Annotated in this window: 18 protein-coding genes; 7 read left to right on the forward strand and 11 right to left on the reverse strand. The window is 71.3% G+C overall.

From position 1 onward, the window contains the following. The first annotated feature begins 62 nt into the window (after positions 1 to 62). Positions 63 to 734, forward strand: a complete 672-nt coding sequence (gene aat / locus ABLE88_RS03865; RefSeq protein ID WP_348830140.1) for a leucyl/phenylalanyl-tRNA--protein transferase — start codon at positions 63 to 65, stop codon at positions 732 to 734. Here aat and ABLE88_RS23780 read toward each other — a convergent pair. From ABLE88_RS23780 to speB, 4 genes are all read right to left on the reverse strand, one after another. Then, a complete protein-coding gene (locus tag ABLE88_RS23780; RefSeq protein WP_510182844.1) occupies positions 671 to 1,270 on the reverse strand; it encodes a DUF2155 domain-containing protein in 600 nt (199 codons plus the stop codon). The two genes, aat and ABLE88_RS23780, sit on opposite strands and share 64 nt — an antisense overlap. A gap of 55 nt (positions 1,271 to 1,325) precedes the next feature. After that, positions 1,326 to 1,736, reverse strand: a complete 411-nt coding sequence (locus ABLE88_RS03875) for an NADH:ubiquinone oxidoreductase subunit NDUFA12 (RefSeq protein WP_348830141.1) — start codon at positions 1,734 to 1,736, stop codon at positions 1,326 to 1,328. Between the two features lie 80 nt (positions 1,737 to 1,816). After that, positions 1,817 to 2,917 carry a calcium:cation antiporter gene (locus ABLE88_RS03880; RefSeq protein ID WP_348830142.1) on the reverse strand — a complete coding sequence of 367 codons (1,101 nt, stop codon included), beginning with the start codon at positions 2,915 to 2,917 and terminating at the stop codon, positions 1,817 to 1,819. A 105-nt stretch (positions 2,918 to 3,022) separates the two neighbouring features. Next, a complete protein-coding gene (speB, locus tag ABLE88_RS03885; RefSeq protein WP_348830143.1) occupies positions 3,023 to 4,003 on the reverse strand; it encodes an agmatinase in 981 nt (326 codons plus the stop codon). Between the two features lie 197 nt (positions 4,004 to 4,200). On the opposite strand from speB, the gene ABLE88_RS03890 reads away from it, so the two are divergent. Continuing rightward, positions 4,201 to 5,388 carry a GGDEF domain-containing protein gene (locus ABLE88_RS03890; protein WP_348830144.1) on the forward strand — a complete coding sequence of 396 codons (1,188 nt, stop codon included), beginning with the start codon at positions 4,201 to 4,203 and terminating at the stop codon, positions 5,386 to 5,388. 17 nt (positions 5,389 to 5,405) lie between these two features. Here ABLE88_RS03890 and ABLE88_RS03895 read toward each other — a convergent pair whose 3' ends face one another. The 3 genes from ABLE88_RS03895 to ABLE88_RS03905 all read right to left on the reverse strand — a co-directional run bounded on the left by ABLE88_RS03895 (position 5,406) and on the right by ABLE88_RS03905 (position 8,364). After that, positions 5,406 to 7,259: an anti-sigma factor domain-containing protein gene (locus tag ABLE88_RS03895; RefSeq protein ID WP_348830145.1), complete on the reverse strand. Its 1,854-nt coding sequence runs from the start codon at positions 7,257 to 7,259 to the stop codon at positions 5,406 to 5,408. Further along, on the reverse strand, positions 7,238 to 7,777 hold the full coding sequence (locus tag ABLE88_RS03900; RefSeq protein WP_348830146.1) for a sigma factor-like helix-turn-helix DNA-binding protein: 540 nt from the start codon (positions 7,775 to 7,777) through the stop codon (positions 7,238 to 7,240). The genes ABLE88_RS03895 and ABLE88_RS03900 overlap by 22 nt, the downstream gene beginning before the upstream one ends. A gap of 191 nt (positions 7,778 to 7,968) precedes the next feature. Then, positions 7,969 to 8,364: a flagellar export protein FliJ gene (locus ABLE88_RS03905; RefSeq protein WP_348830147.1), complete on the reverse strand. Its 396-nt coding sequence runs from the start codon at positions 8,362 to 8,364 to the stop codon at positions 7,969 to 7,971. 455 nt (positions 8,365 to 8,819) lie between these two features. On the opposite strand from ABLE88_RS03905, the gene ctrA reads away from it, so the two are divergent. After that, the gene (gene ctrA, locus ABLE88_RS03910) at positions 8,820 to 9,521 is read left to right on the forward strand and encodes a response regulator transcription factor CtrA (protein ID WP_348830148.1); all 702 of its coding nucleotides are present in this window, start codon (positions 8,820 to 8,822) and stop codon (positions 9,519 to 9,521) included. A gap of 120 nt (positions 9,522 to 9,641) precedes the next feature. On the opposite strand, the gene chpT is transcribed toward ctrA, so the two are convergent. Then, the gene (chpT, locus tag ABLE88_RS03915) at positions 9,642 to 10,295 is read right to left on the reverse strand and encodes a histidine phosphotransferase ChpT (protein WP_348830149.1); all 654 of its coding nucleotides are present in this window, start codon (positions 10,293 to 10,295) and stop codon (positions 9,642 to 9,644) included. Positions 10,296 to 10,533: 238 nt separating this feature from the next. Here chpT and cysQ point away from each other — a divergent pair, with 238 nt between their 5' ends. The 3 genes from cysQ (at position 10,534) to ABLE88_RS03930 (ending at position 13,531) form a co-directional block, all read left to right on the forward strand. Beyond that, the gene (gene cysQ / locus ABLE88_RS03920) at positions 10,534 to 11,340 is read left to right on the forward strand and encodes a 3'(2'),5'-bisphosphate nucleotidase CysQ (protein ID WP_510182869.1); all 807 of its coding nucleotides are present in this window, start codon (positions 10,534 to 10,536) and stop codon (positions 11,338 to 11,340) included. 216 nt (positions 11,341 to 11,556) lie between these two features. Further along, positions 11,557 to 12,153 carry a DUF1134 domain-containing protein gene (locus ABLE88_RS03925; RefSeq protein ID WP_348830151.1) on the forward strand — a complete coding sequence of 199 codons (597 nt, stop codon included), beginning with the start codon at positions 11,557 to 11,559 and terminating at the stop codon, positions 12,151 to 12,153. 85 nt (positions 12,154 to 12,238) lie between these two features. Continuing rightward, positions 12,239 to 13,531, forward strand: a complete 1,293-nt coding sequence (locus tag ABLE88_RS03930) for a coiled-coil domain-containing protein (protein ID WP_348830152.1) — start codon at positions 12,239 to 12,241, stop codon at positions 13,529 to 13,531. A 78-nt stretch (positions 13,532 to 13,609) separates the two neighbouring features. Here ABLE88_RS03930 and ABLE88_RS03935 read toward each other — a convergent pair whose 3' ends face one another. The 3 genes from ABLE88_RS03935 to ABLE88_RS03945 all read right to left on the reverse strand — a co-directional run bounded on the left by ABLE88_RS03935 (position 13,610) and on the right by ABLE88_RS03945 (position 15,275). Further along, complete coding sequence (locus tag ABLE88_RS03935; protein WP_348830153.1) at positions 13,610 to 14,464, reverse strand: DUF2865 domain-containing protein; 855 nt, start codon at positions 14,462 to 14,464, stop codon at positions 13,610 to 13,612. A gap of 153 nt (positions 14,465 to 14,617) precedes the next feature. Continuing rightward, entirely contained in the window at positions 14,618 to 14,749 is a 132-nt protein-coding gene (locus ABLE88_RS03940) for a hypothetical protein (protein WP_348830154.1), read from the reverse strand. Between the two features lie 214 nt (positions 14,750 to 14,963). After that, on the reverse strand, positions 14,964 to 15,275 hold the full coding sequence (locus tag ABLE88_RS03945) for a hypothetical protein (protein WP_348830155.1): 312 nt from the start codon (positions 15,273 to 15,275) through the stop codon (positions 14,964 to 14,966). Positions 15,276 to 15,694: 419 nt separating this feature from the next. Between ABLE88_RS03945 and ABLE88_RS03950 the strand changes: the two genes are divergently transcribed. Continuing rightward, positions 15,695 to 16,627: a LysR family transcriptional regulator gene (locus ABLE88_RS03950; RefSeq protein WP_348830156.1), complete on the forward strand. Its 933-nt coding sequence runs from the start codon at positions 15,695 to 15,697 to the stop codon at positions 16,625 to 16,627. Positions 16,628 to 16,700: the final 73 nt, after the last annotated feature.

Raw genomic sequence — 16,700 nt, forward strand, 5'->3', positions numbered from 1 at the left:
AGATTTGGCCCCAAGCGTGGGCCTGCCATGAAGTCGCGCGAATTGGTGTTAGTCTTGAGGTCATGAGCCGCCTGTCAGACCAGATCGTCGAGATCACCCCGGACGTGCTGCTGAAGGCCTATGCCTGCGGCATCTTCCCCATGGCCGAGAGCGCCGAGGATCCCGGCCTCTATTGGATCGAGCCCGAGCGGCGCGGCATCATCCCGCTGGACGGCTTCCGCGTCTCCTCCCGGCTCGCCCGCACGGTGCGCTCGGACAAGTACGAAATCCGGGTCGACACCGACTTTGACGGCGTCATCGACGGCTGCGCCGAGCCCCAGGACGGGCGCGAGAAGACCTGGATCAACGAGCGCATCCGCAAGCTCTACGGCGAATTGTTCCGGCGCGGGCGCTGCCACACGGTGGAGGCCTGGCGCGACGGGCAATTGGTGGGCGGGCTCTACGGGGTGCGCCTCGGCGGCGCGTTCTTCGGCGAGAGCATGTTCCACCGCGAGCGCGACGCCTCGAAGGTGGCGCTGGTGCATCTGGCGGGGCGCCTCATCGCCGGCGGATTCCGGCTGCTGGACACCCAGTTCGTCACCAGCCACCTGAAGACGTTCGGCGCCGTGGAGGTGTCGCGGCGCCAGTACCACCGCCTGCTCGACCAGGCGCTCCAGACCGAGGGCGACTTCTACCGCTGGCCGGCGGTGGTCTCGGGGATCGGCGCCTTGCAGCCCACCAGCCACACGTCATAGATCGGGTGCTCCACGCCGTGCAGGCCCGGGCTCGCGGCGAACATCCAGCCGGTGAAGATGCGCTTGGCCTCGCCCCTGGGCGTCACCTCGTTCACCTCGGCGAAGGCGGTGGTGTTCTGCTGCTCGGTGGCCGGGCGCGTGTAGCACACGCGGGGCGTCACCTGCAGGCCGTGCTCGTTGGGGAACTGCACGGTCTCGCCGATCGCCACGTCGAAGGTGCGGATGCGCCCGGTGATCTTGTCGAGCCCGGCGAACACCGCGAAGGCGTTGGCGATCTTCACCGACGGCGGCTGCACCACCACCACGTCACCCTCCGGCGTGGTGGTGGTCTGCGGCCCCGCCGGCGGCACGGGCTGGGCGGGCGCGGCGGGCTGTGCCTGCTGCGGGCGCGGCTGGATCGGCTGACGGGGAACCAGGCCGGGCGGCGCCGGGGCCGGGGCCGGCAGGGATTCGATGCCCTGACGCTGGCCGGCCTGGGCCAAGGCCGCCGCCGGGGCAAGCGCGAGGGCGATCGCCACCAAGGGCGCCAGCGTCACGGAAAGCTGCGCCCGCGCAGCTGCCGCGTGCCCGTGGGAAATCCGCGGCACCGCGTTACTCGCCCGGCGTCCAGGCCTTGTAGTCGCCGGTGACGCGCGGCCTCAGGCCGCCGGCGAGCACGGAGCCCTTGGGGCGATACGCGGCCGGCGTGCCGGTCATGTTGCGCCGATGCGGCTTCTGCCAGTCGCGGGGCTGGTAGTTCTCCTCGGTGGGCGGCGTGTCCACGCGGTGGTGCATCCAGCCCCACCAGCTGGGCGGGATCATCGAGGCCTCGGCGTAGCCGCTATAGATCACCCAGCGGCGCTCGAAGCCCAGGGTCGGATCGATGGCACCGCCCTTGGTGCGGTAATACCGGTTGCCGAACTCGTCGTCGCCCACGTGCTCGCCGAAGCGCCGGGTCCACCACCAGGTGCCCACGGTCTGCTTTTCCCACCAGGTGAAGATATAGAGCAGAAGGGTCTTCACGGCTCATGCGCCTCGCTTGCGACGTCGGGCGGGACCATGCCACCTCGCTTTGCCCCTGTCCACCGGCGAACCGCCGCGGCTCAGGGGACGAACAGCAGCATCACATAGACCCCGAACACGATCAGATGGATGATGCCGGTGAGGGCGTTGGTGCGCCCGGTGCCGAACGACAGGATGCACAGCACGAAGGTCAGCACCATCAGCGTCCGGTCCTCGGGATCGAGGCCGAGCACCATGGGCTTGCCGATATAGATGCTGATCGCCGCCATGGCGGGAATGGTCAGCGCGATGGTGGCGAGCACCGAGCCGAGCGCGATGTTGAGGCTGTGCTGCAGATGGTTGCGCGCCGCCGCCCGGACCGCGCTGATGCCCTCCGGCATGAGCACCAGCGCCGCCAGCAGCGCGCCCTTCACCGCGTCCGGATCGGCGAGCTGGAACTGGCCGAGGAAGGTTTCCACCCCCGACGCCACGTGGCGCGAGAGCGCCACCACCGCGCCGAGGCTCAGGAGCAGCATGACGAGCGCGGTCGCGAACTGGCGGGGCGACGGCTTATCGTGCCCGTGGCGCGGCTGCTGGGCCTCGAAATGCTCCGCGTAGCGCACCGTCTGCATGTAGAGGAACACGCCGTAGAGGCCCACCGACACGAACGCCATATAGGCCAGCTGGAACGGCGTGAAGGTGCCGCGCGTGTGCGCGTGGGTCTCGTTGGGCAGGATCAGCAGCATCACGCCGAGGGCGACGATCACCGACAGATAGCCGGTGATGCCCTGCTGCATGATGTGCTGCTCGCGGTGCTTGAAGCCGCCCAGCAGCAGGCACAGGCCGACGATGCCCGAGGTGACGATCATGATCACCGACAGCACCGACTCCCGCGCGAGGGTCGGGTTGTTCTCCTGGTTCAGCATCAAGGAGGCGATCACCGAGACTTCGATGGTGGTCACCGACAAGGTGAGCACCAGCGTGCCGAAGGGCTGGCCGAGGCGCGCGGCCACGAGGTCGGAATGGGCCACGGTGGCGAAGGCGGCGCCAGTGAGGAGCAGGGTCGCCATGAGGCTCGCGACCCCCGCGCCCGGACCGTTGTGCTCCGGCGCGAGGTTCGGCCACAGGAACAGAGCCAGCGCAAATCCGAGCGCCAGAACCGGAATGAGATAATCCGTCCGCCCGGGCCGCTGTCCGCCCACATCCGCCTCCGGTTGCTCGCCGGGCGGCGGTCTCGCACATCGTGCCGCACCGCACAAGCCGGGTTCCGGCAAGACGCCGGAACCCGCGGGCGGGGTAACCGCGCCTCACACCGAAGGGCTCGCTCCTTTGCCCTTGCGTTCGGCGATGAGGCACAGATAGACGCTCGCCAGCGTCGCGCCCGCGAGCGCGGTGATCTCCGCGTGGTCATAAGGCGGGGACACTTCGACCACGTCGAACCCCTTGAGGTTCAAGGCGCCGAGGCGCCTCAGGCAGGACACCGCCTCGCGCGTGGTGAGCCCGCCGCAGACCGGCGTGCCGGTGCCCGGCGCAAAGGCCGGGTCGAGCGCGTCGATGTCGAACGTCAGGTAGCAGGGCGCATCCCCCACCCGGGCGCCGATGCGGGCGGCAAGGGCGGCCGGCCCCATCTCGCCGGCGGTCAGCGCGTCGATGATCTCGATGCCGTAGGTCTGCGGCGCATGGGTGCGGATGCCCACCTGGACCGAACGCTCGGGCCGGATCAGCCCGTCCTTCACCGCGCGGGTGATCATGGTGCCGTGGTCCACCCGGTCGCCGGCGTCGTCCCAGGTGTCCTGGTGGGCGTCGAACTGCACCATCGCCACCGGCCCGCCGAGCCGCTCGGTGAGCGCCTTCAGCATGGGATAGGTCAGGAAATGGTCGCCGCCCAGGGTCACGAGGTGGCTGCCGCGCGCATAATGGGCGCGCGCTTGCGCGGCGATGGCGGCGGGGATGCCGGCCGGCAGGCCGTAGTCGAACACGCAGTCGCCCGCATCCGCGACGTCGAGCGTCGCGAACGGATCGAAGCCGAACGGGAAGAACGGGTCGCCGTCGAGGATGGTGGAGGCGGCGCGGATGGCGCGCGGGCCGAAGCGCGTGCCGGGCCGGTTGGAGACGGTGACGTCGAGCGGGATGCCCCACACCACCACCTCGGCGCCGCCGCCGTCGCGCGCGTAGCGCCGGCGCAGGAACGAGGCGGCGCCGGAATAGTTCGGCTCGGTCGACTGGCCGTGGCGGAAGCTCGGATCGAGCGCGCGGTCCACGGGGCGAGGCAGGATCGGATCGGCCATGACGGTCTCCTCGGGCAGGCGGCCAGATCTAGAGCGCGATGCGGGAAAATTGAAACCATTTGCGCGGCGGCCCCGCCTTCCGCGCCGGATCGGCATCGCCCGCGGGCCGGTGGCGTACCCCATTGCCGCCTGCATCAATTCGTTTAATTTTGCCGACCTAGCTCGCGATGCGCGCAGGGAGGGGCAATCAGGACGTGATGGGACTCGACATCGGAACCCTCTTCCTGACCGCGACCATCCTCAGCCTGCTCGTCGGCACGATGCAGGCCATCGCCTATGCGCGGGTGGAGGCGGAGGCGCTCTCCCATTGGGCCGGCGCCAGCCTGTGCTTCGGCCTGGGGTGCTTCATCGTCTATCTACGCGAGAGCCTGCCGGTCCCGGTCTCCGCTCTGCTCGGCAATGGGCTGATCTTTCTCGGCCTCGGCTTCCTGATCTCCGGCGTGCGGGTATTCGACGGGCGGGAGCCGCATATGGGCCTGGTGCTGGGGGGAACCGGGCTGGGCCTCGGCCTGATCGCCTTCACCTTCGCGTTCGGCGACGAGCTGGGCGTGCGCATCGTCATCGTTTCGCTGGCGGTGGCGCTGTGGGCCGGCTTCGGCAGCGCGACGCTGCTGCAGAGCGAAGCGGGTGCCCCGCTCCTGTCGCGCATGGTTGCGGCGGTGCTGCTGGCGAGCTTCGCCTTGCTGCATCTCGCGCGCTGCATCGGCGTCCTCAGCGGCAAGCTGTCGCCAGACGCGGCGATGTACGGCTTCCCGCAGGCCGTCGTGCTGCTCACCGCCATCTGCCTGGCCGTCGCCTGGGGCATGGGTTCGCTCTTCATGGTGCTCGATCGTCTCGCCTCCCACGATGCGCTCACCGGTCTGGTCAACCGCCGCATGACGCTGCTGCGGGCGCGCCTGCTGCTGGAGGAGGCCCAGGCGAAGCGCCGGCCGCTCTCGGTGCTGATGGCGGATATCGACCACTTCAAGCTGGTGAACGACCGGTTCGGCCACCAGGCCGGCGACGCGGTACTGCGCGCCTTCGCCCGCAGCGCGCGCTCCGCCTTGCGCGCCGGCGACTTCATCGGGCGCTATGGCGGCGAGGAATTCTGCGTGGTGCTGCCCGGCGCCGATGCCGAGATCGCCCGCATGGTCGCCGAACGGCTGCGCGCCGTGGCCCAGGCGCAGCTGCCGCCGGTCCGCGGCCAGGAGGCGCAGGTGACCGTGACCATCGGCACGGCCAGCTACGATCCGGGCGCGCCGGGCTTCGGCGACGTGGAGGACCTGATCCAGCAGGCCGACCACGCGCTCTACGAGGGCAAGCGCCTCGGCCGGAACCGGGTGGTCGCCTTCAGCCCGGCGGGCTCTGCGGTGTTCGAGCCGAGGGCGGTCCAGGCCGGCGCCTGAACGGCGCGGGCACGGCCTCATTCGGGAACCAGACGTCCTTCGAACAGGACCCCGCCGCGCGGCGCCCGCGGCGCCTCCCCGCCCGCGGGCTCGAGCGTCACCGCCACCGTCGCCGTCCGCAGCCCCCCGCGGCCCACGGCGCCGAGCCCCGGCGCGCGGACCATGAGGCCGGACGAGAACGCCCCGAGCGGCAGCGCCTGCCCCTCCACCGGCCGCAGCCAGGCATGATAGGCCATGCCCGCCGGCGGCGGCGGCGTGAAGGCGCGCACGAACAGCACGCCGGTCTGCGGGTCGATGCGCACGGCCACCGCCGGGCTTGCCTGCGGCTGGAGCACGGCGACGTAGTTCCCGTCCCGCGGCCAGACCCACTGACGATAGGCGACGAGCGAGGCGAGACCGACCGCGACGATGGCGAGCACCGCCGCCGCGGCGCGCCAGAGGCCGGGGTCCTGGGACGCGCGGCGCGGCGCGGCGGACGCCTCGGCTGCCGGCAAAGCGGCCGTCCCGGGTGCCGCGCCTGCGGCGGATGCGTGCGGCACGGCCTCGGCGCCGGACGGGACCGCGGCGGCGTCCACGGGTTCGCATGCGGCGTCGCCGGGACCGGCGGGCGCGGACCGTTCCGGATCGGCCGCGGCCGGCTCCGGCGGCGCGGACTGCGCCAGCACGGTTTCGCGCAGCGCAGGCCCGGGAGCAGCCGGTTCCGCGGCCGGGAGATCGGCCAGGGTCAGCCCGCCGCCGGACAGGTCCGGCGCGCTTGCCCCGTCGCAGCCGTTCCGCAGCAGGTCGGCGCCGACGGCGTCGTCCTGCTGCGGCGCGCGGTCCGGCGGCGCCGATCCCTCGCGCGCCCCGGCGATGCCGGCGGACGGGGCGGCACCCGCGAAGGGCGGCGTGCGGTCCGCCGACGCGGCCGGCGCCCCGTCTCCGGGATGGTCCGGCCCGGAAACCGGCGGAGCGGCCGCGTCGGCCACCGCTGGCGGCGGCAGGTCCTTGGCCGTTTGGAGCAGGACGATCGGCCCGTCCGGAACCGGCGCGGCGCCGCCCGCGTCCAGGGCCGGCGCCGTGACCGGTGGCTCCGGCAGGGCCGCGCCGGACGACGGGGCGGACGCGGGGCGCCCCCACCGCGCGACGATGCGGCCGAGCAGCCCGCTGCGCACCGTGCGCAGCGGCGCCTCCGCGGGCGGCGCGCCGTCCCCTTCTGCGCCGTCCCTTTGTGCCTCTTCCTTTGCCGCGTCGCCGGACGCCGCCGCATCCGCCGCCGGCCCGCCCGGCGCGGCAGCTGCCGATGCCGCCTCGCTTCGCGGCGGGGCCGGAGCGGCGCTCGCCGCCGCGCGGATATCCGCCTCCAGCTGGTCGATGCCCGCGAGCAGGCTCTCCCATTCCCCCGCGATGGCCTCGCTCATGGCCCGCAGCGCCTCGGTGCGGTCCAGGGGAACCGGCGCCGGCAGCGCGGCCACCGCGTGCCCCGCGGCCGCCGACATCACCTTGACCGCTTGAGGCCGAGGGCCGACCTGCCGGACCGGCACCGGCCGCCGCGGCGGAGCGCGCGGCGCGGGCGGCGGCGGCGCGCGCTCCGGCGCGGCGGTCGGGGCCGGCTTCGGTTCCGGCGCGCGCGACGGCCGCAGCGGCTGCGGCAGGTCGGCGAGGATGGCGCGCAGCAGCGCGGGCGGCGGCGCGATCGGCACCGCCAGTTCGTGCAGGGGCGCCAGGCGCCGCTCCCAGTTGCGCACCAGCCCCGCGAAGGCGGGATCCGCGCGCAGGCGCTGGCGCGCCGTCTCGCGCTCCGCGCCGTCCAGCGTGCCGAGAACATATTCGGCCGCAAGATCGCGATCCTGGTCGCTGGCCTGGGATTTCACGGACGACGGGCGAGGCACGTTGCGATCTCGCTGCTGCTGCGGGCGATCCACGCTTTCACTGCGGGCACCGGCGCATCGAAATAGACCGAGAGGGCGTCGCGGCTCCAGCCGTCGTAATAAGCAAGGAGCACCATGCGCCGGCGCTCCTCGGACAGGGCGCCAAGGCAGCCGAGCAGGCGCCGCAGGGCCGGGCTACGCTCCGGCCAGCGCAGGGGATCGTCGGCCGCGGGCGGCGCATCGAACGGCTCGAAGGCGCCGTCCTCGGCATGCGAACGCGCGATGTCGAGGGCACTCGCGCGGGCGATCGCGACCAGCCAGGCCACAGGCTCCTCGGACGCCTGATACTGCCCCGCCTGGGCGTGGATGCGCACGAACGCGAGCCGCATGGCCTGCTCGGCGCGCTCGGGGCGCCGCAGCATGCGCAGCACGATGCCGTAGAGCTTGGCTCCCGACAGGCGATAGAGCTCGGCCAAAGCGCGCCGGTCGTCCTCCGCGACCTGCGCAATCAGATCTTGGACCTCGCGGGTGAGCGCCATGACGACCTCATGAACCGTTGGTCGCCGTCAACCTAGCGGAGCCTCGGCCGTTTGTCGCCACGCGGCGCCCCCGACGGGGTGCCGGAATGGGGGGAATTTCCTTCTTTTCTCGCAACTTCGCTACGGCGATACCAGCCGCGACCGCCGCCGGTGGCCGCGCGCCGCGCGCCAGGCGGCATGCCGCACCCCAATCAGGGGCGGATGGCTTCGCCGGAACGCCAGGCGGCCCGGCGCGCTCCCGCCTCCGCCTTGCCGGCGCGGTCGAGCTCGCCGGCCGCTTCCACCAGAGCAAGATCGGCCTCGGCCTCGGCGAGCGCGGCGCTCGCCTCCTCCCGCTGGGTCCTGAGTTCGCCGACCGAGTGAGTCAGATTGTCGCGCCGGTTGCGCGCGGCCATGGCGAGCGGCGGATAGGCGAAGTGCCTCGGGTCGGAGAGGCCGGAGCGCCGCTCCTCGGCCGCGATGTCGCGGTCGAGCTCCTGGGCCATGCGCTCGAACTCGCAGATCATGGTGTCGATCTGCGCGAGCCGCCGGCGTTTGTCGTCGATCTGGAACCTCTTGGCGCGGATCAGGGGCTCTCGCGACTTCATCACCGTCTACTCCGGACGCAACTGGGATGAGAAGGTCGCGGCGCTCAAGCGGGGACCCTCGACCGAGGGAGAATGGGCCATTGCGGTTGCGCCTTTCTTACCGCCGCGGTGCGCAGGACAAGAAAATCGCGGGAACCTGCCCCACGGCAACCAATCGTTTACCCCCTTCATTAATCATGACGTTGAGGCTCGGGTGGCGTCGAGTGCGTCGCCCGACCGGCGTCCGGGGGAACTCGGGCGGGGATCGTCGCGTGCCGGGGGCGCGCGGAAAGACTTAAGTGCTTGGAACAGAGTCAGTCTTGACTCCCGTGCACAAGGATTTTTCCGCGCACCCTTGTGGAAGAGAATCGGTATCTGTTAACGATTCTACAGACCTAACGCGAATCACCCGTCGCCCGAGCACGCGAAAGGCGGCCCAGGCCGTCTTTCGAGCAGTTGCGAGGAAAGGGATTGCCATGCGCGTCTTGCTCATCGAGGACGACAGTGCGACGGCCAAGGGCATCGAATTGATGCTGAAGACCGAGAGCTTCAACGTCTACACGACCAACCTCGGTGAGGAAGGCGTCGATCTCGGCAAGGTCTACGAATACGATATTATCCTTCTCGACCTCAACCTGCCGGACATGTCCGGCTTCGAGGTGCTGCGCTCGCTCCGGGTCGCGAAGGTGAAGACGCCGATCCTGATCCTCTCCGGCCTCGCCAACACCGAGGACAAGGTGAAGGGCTTCGGCTTCGGCGCCGACGACTACCTCACCAAGCCGTTCCACAAGGACGAGATGGTGGCGCGCATCCACGCCATCGTGCGGCGCTCCAAGGGCCATGCCCAATCGGTGATCCAGACCGCGGACCTGATCGTCAACCTCGACACCAAGACGGTGGAGGTGGAGGGCAACCGGGTGCATCTGACCGGTAAGGAATACCAGATGCTGGAGCTGCTCTCGCTGCGCAAGGGCACCACCCTCACCAAGGAGATGTTCCTCAACCATCTCTATGGCGGCATGGACGAGCCGGAGCTCAAGATCATCGACGTGTTCATCTGCAAGCTGCGCAAGAAGCTCGCGAACGCTTCGGCCGGCAAGAACTACATCGAGACCGTGTGGGGCCGCGGCTATGTGCTGCGCGAGCCCATGCCCGGCGCCGAGCGCATCGCCGTCTGATCCCTTTCCGGCCTTCCTCGCAACAACAGCCCCGCCCGGCCACGGGCGGGGCGCTTTATTTGCCGCCGGCCCATCGGCAACGCCCGTCGGTCCGAACGCGGCGTGCCGTCGGGGCGAGCGTCAGGCGGCCGTGAGCGTCACCGTGTCGCCGTCGAGCGCGAAGCGCACGGCAAGGCCGCATTCGCGCGCCAGCATCCCGGCATAATAAGGCTGGACCACGTGGGCATCGAGGCCGCCCTCCGGGGCCACGCCGGCGATCAGCGCCTCCACCCCCTGGGGGATGCGCGCGCTCACCCCACTGCCCGCCAGCCTGAAGCCCATGGCGTCGCCCTCCCCCTCGGCCGAGACCACGATGGTGCCGCCGCGCGGAATGGTGGTGGTCGAGATCAGGACGAGATTGAGCAGCAGCTTCACCCGGTTCTTCGGCAGAAGCTCGCGCGGCAGGCGCCAGTCCACCGCCGTGCGCTCGTCCTCGATCATGCCGCGCACCACCTGCTCGGCGTCGCCGAGGTCGAGCCGCGCGCCGGCCGAGCCGGCCGCGCCGAAGGCGAGGCGCGTGAACTGGAGCCGGGCGGAGGCCTGGCGCGCGCTCTTGGCGATCAGATCGAGCGCCACCTCGCGCATGTCGGCGGCGTCCTTGTCCTCCAGCACCTCGACGCCGTTCACCACCGCGCCGACGGGGCTGATCACGTCGTGGCACACGCGCGAGCACAGGAGCGCGGCGAGATCGAGCGCGGAAACCTCAGGCGCCGTGCCGGCGGCGGTGGTGGACATGGCGGCTCCCGCTTGGTCGAGGGCAGGCCGGGGCGCCCGGATCCTGCATGGGCCGGGCCGCCCGCCCGAATCCCTATGGGCAAGGTCGGCTCTGATACAACGGAGCCGGCACGAGAGGCAAACCACCGCGTGCGGCGCCGCCGCCCTCCCGTCGACGCGGTCCGGGAACGGTGGTAGGAGGCGCGTCATGACCGAGCCCCGCTTGATGCCTCGCGCCCCGCTTCCCACCGACTCCCCGCTGCTGGCCGGCCTCGCCGAGGCGGCGCTGGCGGCCGGCCTCGCCATCCGCCGGGTCGAGCAGGAGGGCTTCACGCCGGAGGAGAAGGCGGACAAGAGCCCCGTCACCAAGGCCGATCGCGAGGCCGAGGCCATCATCTGCGACCACCTCGCGCGGCTCGCCCCAAGCGTGCCGGTGATCGCCGAGGAGGCCAACGCGGCGGGCGCGGACGTGGAGCCGGGCCTGCGCTTCTTCCTGGTGGATCCGCTCGACGGCACCCGCGAATTCCTCTCCGGCAATGGCGAGTACACGGTGAACATCGCGCTGGTGGAGGACGGCCTGCCGGTGCTCGGCGTCGTCTACGCCCCCGCCCTCGCTCTGCTCTATGCCGGCCGGCCCGGCGCCGCCTTCCGCGCCGTGCGGGCGCCCGGCGCGCCGGTGGACGCGCAGGACTGGCAGCCGATCGGCTGCCGCCGGGTGCCGGACGGGCCGCTGTGCGTCGCCACCAGCCGCTCCCACGGCGACCTCTTGACCGACGCCTTCGTGGCGCGCCACGAGGTGGCCGAACTGATCCCCGCCGGGTCGGCGCTCAAGTTCGGGCTCGTGGCCGAAGGCAAAGTGGACCTCTATCCGCGCTTCGGCACGGTGATGGAATGGGACACCGCCGCCGGCCATGCTTTGGTGAACGCCGCCGGCGGCACCGTCGCGCGCACCGACGGCGCGCCCCTCACTTACGGCCACAAGGACCGCGGCTTCAAGGTCAACGGCTTCGTCGCCTGGGGCGCGGGGCGCGCCGCCGGCCGGACCCCTGGGGCGGCACCCGGTTAAGGGAACGATAATCCGAATCCGCCATGGTGATTGGCGTGCGACAGGGCGGCAAAACCCGTGCGGCGCCTCAACAGCGTCACACTACCCGCCACAATGTCCCGTGAGTCGGAGCGCGCCGCGTCCATCGGCCGTGTCCATTCCGCCGTATTCCAGCCGCCGCGTCCGCACGCCGTCGTTTCGTGCGCCACCTCATCGAAGCTCACCGTCGGAGCCCCCATGCCCCTGGTCCCGCGCTTCCGCCTGCCGCGTCTGAGCCCCGCCAGCCTGCTGCTGGCGCTCGGCCTCGCCATCGCCGCCCTCGGCCCGGCCGCGGCCCAGCAGCAGCCGCCCCAGACCTATTCCACCAACGAGCTGGTCAGCAAAGGCCACTCCTTCTTCGGCAGCATCTCGCGCGGGCTCGCTTTGTCGATCGAGAAGGCGGTGGGCCAGTGGGGCCAGCCCAACGGCTACATCCTCGGCCAGGAAGGCTCGGGCGCCTTCATCGGCGGCCTGCGCTACGGCGAGGGCGTGCTCTACACCCGCAATGCCGGCGACCTGAAGGTCTACTGGCAGGGCCCCTCCGTGGGCTGGGACTTCGGCGGCGACGGCGCCCGCACCATGGTGCTGGTCTACAATCTGCGCAGCGTGGACGACATCTTCCGCCGGTTCGGCGGCCTCTCCGGCTCGGCCTATGTGGTGGCCGGCTTCGGCATGACAGCGCTCGGCGCCGACGGCATCGTGGTGGTGCCGATCCGCTCGGGCGTGGGCGTGCGCCTCGGCGCCAATCTCGGCTACCTCAAGTTCACGCCGACCCCCACCTGGAACCCGTTCTGAACCGCCGCGCGTGCGCCGCTCTGGCGGGCGCACGCGCGGCGTGGCATGAAGGGATCCTCGTGGAGCGATAAGGGCGCGTGCGCGGGTGATCGAGCAGATCCTGTACTTCCTTCTGGGTGTCCTCCTCGCGACGCTCGTGGCCCTGCTCGTGCTGCCGGCGGTCTGGCATCGCGCCGTGCGGCTCACCACCCGCCGGGTCGAGGCGGCGGTTCCGGTCTCGCTGTTCGAGATCCAGGCCGACAAGGACCAGCAACGCGCCTTCTTCGCCTTGAGCCAGCGCCGGCTGGAACTGCAGGTGGACGAGCTGCGCGCGGCCATCGTCGCCGATGCCGACACCATCGAGACCCAGCGCCAGCGCATTTTCGAGCTGGAGCAGGCCACCGCCGAGCTGGGCCGGGCCGGCGAGAGCGCCACCGCCCTCGGCGCCGAGCGGGCGGTGCTCATCGGCGAGCTCGAGGACCAGGTGGGCGACCTGACGGCGCGGGCCGCCGCCCTCACGCAGGATCTGGACGCCGCCCGAAAGTCCATCGCCGCCCACGCGGCGGCCGAGGCGCAGCTGAATGAGCGGGTCGCCGACCTCGCCCAGACCCTGTCCGCCCGCGAGGCGCGCCTCGCCGAGGAGCGCGCGCGCGCATCTGACCTCGAATCCGAGGTGGCGCTGCTCACCACCAATCTCACCGCCACCACCCATCGCCTGGAAACCACCGCCAGCATCCTGGAGGCGGAGCAGGCGAGCGTGACGCGCCTCACGGGCGACCTCGAGCGCACTAGCGCCGCGCTCGCCGATGCCGAGGCGCTGGCAACCGCCCGGGCCGAGGAGATCGCGCGCCTTTCCGGCGAGCTGGAGCGCGCCACCGGCGAGCTTTCGGCGGCACGCACCGACCTCGACGCCACCCGCTCGGTGGTGCATGCCTTCGAGCAGCGCCGCGCCAGCGAGTTCGCGCAGGCGGAGGCGGAGACCCGCCGCATCGCCTCCGACCTCGACCGGCTGCGCGCCGACCATTCTTTGATGGCGGACGCGCTGGACCGGGCGCGGTCCGGCCCCGCTATGGCCGAAGGCGCGGCCGCGGCGCCGGTCGAGCTGGCCGCCGGCGCGGAACCGGCCGAGCCGGTGGATCTGGCGCCGGTGAAGGACGCGCTCGCCGATCTCGCCGCCCGCATGGTGGCGCTTACCGCGCGCCTGGAAGGCGCCGCCTCGCCGGTGCCCGCTCTCGTGGGTCAGGCAGAGGCCGGCGGGTCGAGCCTCGCCGAGCGCATCCGCGCGCTGCTTGCGCCCGACGGCGCGGACGGCGCCGAGGCCGATGGCCAGGCCGAGGCGAGCGACGGGCGGCAGGCGGCCGCCCCCCCGCCCCGTGCGCGCAAGCGCAAGGGCGCCTGAAGCGTCCACGCCGACGATCACCCATCGGCGCCGAAGCCTCGCGCCGCAGGGCGATCGCGGCGCGCGCCGACCCGCGCCTCACCGCGCGGAGAGTTCGGCGATCCGCTTGCGCATGGCCGGCGGCAGTTCCGGAAACCGCTCGGGGGCGACGAAGTCGCGGTCGCGGAACGGCGGCTTCGCCTTGCCGCTGGCGGCGAACACCTTCGCGCCCGATGCGGTCATCACGATGTCGCCCCGCTTCAGCGTCGGATCCTGCCTGACGTCGATGCGCTGCATGCCGCCCACCCTGCCGTCGGCGGTGCAGGTGCAGTCCGGCACCAGGCGCTCGCGAAACACGAAGGCGGTGGCGAGCGAGGTGTAAGGCTTGCCCTGGGTATTGACGGCGCTGTCGATGGCCTTGTCGGAGCTGTGGGTAAAATAGACGTCCATCTGCGCCGCCGGACAGAAGCTGTTGCATTGGGCGAGCGCGGCGCCCTCGCTGCCCGGCGCGGGGCGCCCCTGGAGCGGGAAATACCGGCCATCGCAGGTGCGCACGCAGAAGGCGTAGCTGCCCACCCCGCCGGAGGCCTTGCCGTAGCCCTCCCCGCTCTCCGGGCCCTCCGGCCGCCGGCCCGGCGTGATGATGATGCGCTGGCGCTCGACCTCGGGCTCGGGCTCGTAGCGCGGACCGAACAGCGCGGAGAAGAAATCGCGCGGCGGCGCGGCCTGGGGCGGCGGCTGACGCACCACCACCTGCCGTGCCGCCGGCGGCGGCTTCGGCTTGGTGGGGGTGGGCGCGGCGAGGGTGGGCGCGACGGCGCCGGAGCGGCGCAGCCACTCCTGCCGGTTGAACTCGACCGCGCTCTCCTGCGCCGCGGCTCCCGAGGTCCACAGCGACACGCTCCCGAGCGACACGGTCGCGACGGCAATCGCAACAGCCTTCAAATAGCTCATCCGCCCGGCTCCCCCTGAAGATGCCGTTCGAAACTTCGACCCCCACGCACGCAGCTTTAGCGCGACATGATTAAACCACAATGTCAGGACGTCGCGCCTCCAAACATCTACCTATGCGGCGCATCGCTGCGGCACGCAGAAGCGCGTTGGGGCTCAGGCCAGCGCCGAAACGTGGCTGGTGATGCCGGGCAATCGCGGCGGCGCGCTGTCGGGGGCGGTGAGCAGGGCGATGGCGGGCGTCGCCACGAGCAGGGCGGCGAACAGGCACGCGACGAGGGAGATCAAGACCGATCCATGGGCCAGGCTGGGCATGGCACGAACCTTTGCGACTCAGATCCTCCAGATTCGGCCACCGCTCCGAATGGAGATGTTAATAAAAAGTAAACGGGGCTCCCTGGTTCCAATGGTCGCGTTCACGGTTGCGCGAGCAGACGAAGGAACGGGCGGCCGCTGGGCCGGCCGCCCGTCAGAAATCGCGGCGTTCCGATGCCGCCAAGGCTCAGCGCTTGCAGACCTGGACCCACTGCACGCCGCCATAGGGGCCGCGCACCTTGCTCCAGTAGCACCACGGATAGCGCGGCGCGCCCCAGGCTGCGGCGTATCCCGGCACCACCACCGTGGCTCCGGGCTGCCAATAGCAGCGATAGGGCCCGCAGACCCACCGCACCGGCGCGGCGGCGGACGGGGCGGCCTGCGCCGCCGCGGCGGCGATGCCGGAAGAGACGGGGGCGGCGGACGCCGCCCCACTCCAGCCGCACCCGACGGCAATGACGGCGGCGCCGAACGCTGCTCCAATTCCATATCGCATCATGATGAGACCCCGTCGCCAGATGTCGCTGTCGCCGGATTCGCTGTCATCAAGATTCCGGCGCGTGCCATGTGATCGATTTCACCGTGCCATCTTCGCCAAAACCCGTGCATGCCCCGCCGGCCGTGTCGGCCTGTTGCGAACACTGCGATTGCGCGGCTCGGTGGCGGCGATTTGGCGAGCACGCCCGAGCCTGGGCAAGCGCGAAATTGTAACGATCCAAGACAGCGGGCGCCGTCCGGCCCGTGCCGATCCGAAATTCTCGTTGCGGAAAAAGGGCATGACGTTCAGGAAAGCGGAGGGCGGCGGGGCGCGGCGCGCGCGCCTTCTCGTCGTCACGATAGAAGGATGGTTAACGCCGTGGCGCGGCGGGGCGACGATGGCCAGTTGCGCCCAGGATGCGAAGGCCCTGATATGCGGCGATGATCGACAAGCTCGAATATCTGATCGCCCTCGCCCGCGAACGCCACTTCGGCCGCGCCGCCGAGGCCTGCGGCGTCACCCAGCCCACCTTGTCCGCCGGGGTAAAGCAGCTGGAGGAGACTCTCGGCGTGCTGCTGGTGCAGCGGGGCTCACGCTTCCTCGGCTTCACGCCGGAGGGCGAGCGCACCCTCGAATGGGCGCGCCGCATCGTCGCCGACCATCGCGCCATGCGGCAGGACATCGACGCCCTGAAGCGCGGCCTGTCCGGCCCGCTGCGCATCGCCGCCATCCCCACCGCGCTGCCCATGGTGGCGGCCCTGACCACGCCGTTCCGCGAGCGCCATCCGGACGTGCGCTTCACGGTGATCTCGCGCACCTCCATCGAGATATTGAACCACCTGGAAAATCTCGAGATCGACGCCGGCCTCACCTATCTGGACAACGAGCCGCTCGGGAAGGTGAACACGGTGCCGCTCTACCGGGAACGCTATCGCCTCGTGACCTCGCCCAGCGCCCGCTTCGGCGACCGCGCGCAGGTGAGCTGGGCGGAGGTGGCCGAGCTGCCGCTGGCGCTGCTCACCCCCGACATGCAGAACCGGCGCATCGTCGACAGCCTGCTCGCCGCCGCCGGCGGCCCGCCGAAGCCGACCCTGGAGTCGAACTCCATGATCGTGCTCTTCACCCATGTGCGCACCGGCTACTGGGCCAGCGTGATGCCGGCCATGCTGGCGGATTCGCTCGGACTGACCACGCTGGTGCGCTCGATCCCGATCGTCGAGCCGGAAATTTCCCACTCCATCGGCCTCGTGGTGCCGCACCGCGAGCCGACCACCCCCATTACCGCCGCCTTGGTGGCGGAAGCGCGCCGCATCGCCCCCAAGCTCGAAGCCGCGGCGATTGCCGACCCGGCGCTTGCCGCGCTGCAGCATTGAGGACCCGCGGATCGCGGAGGCGCCAGGCCCGCGGGCATAGATAATCGCGATTGAAATACCCAGAATGACCCTA

The organism is Xanthobacter luteus, assembly GCF_040049235.1.
Classification (GTDB): domain Bacteria; phylum Pseudomonadota; class Alphaproteobacteria; order Rhizobiales; family Xanthobacteraceae; genus Xanthobacter.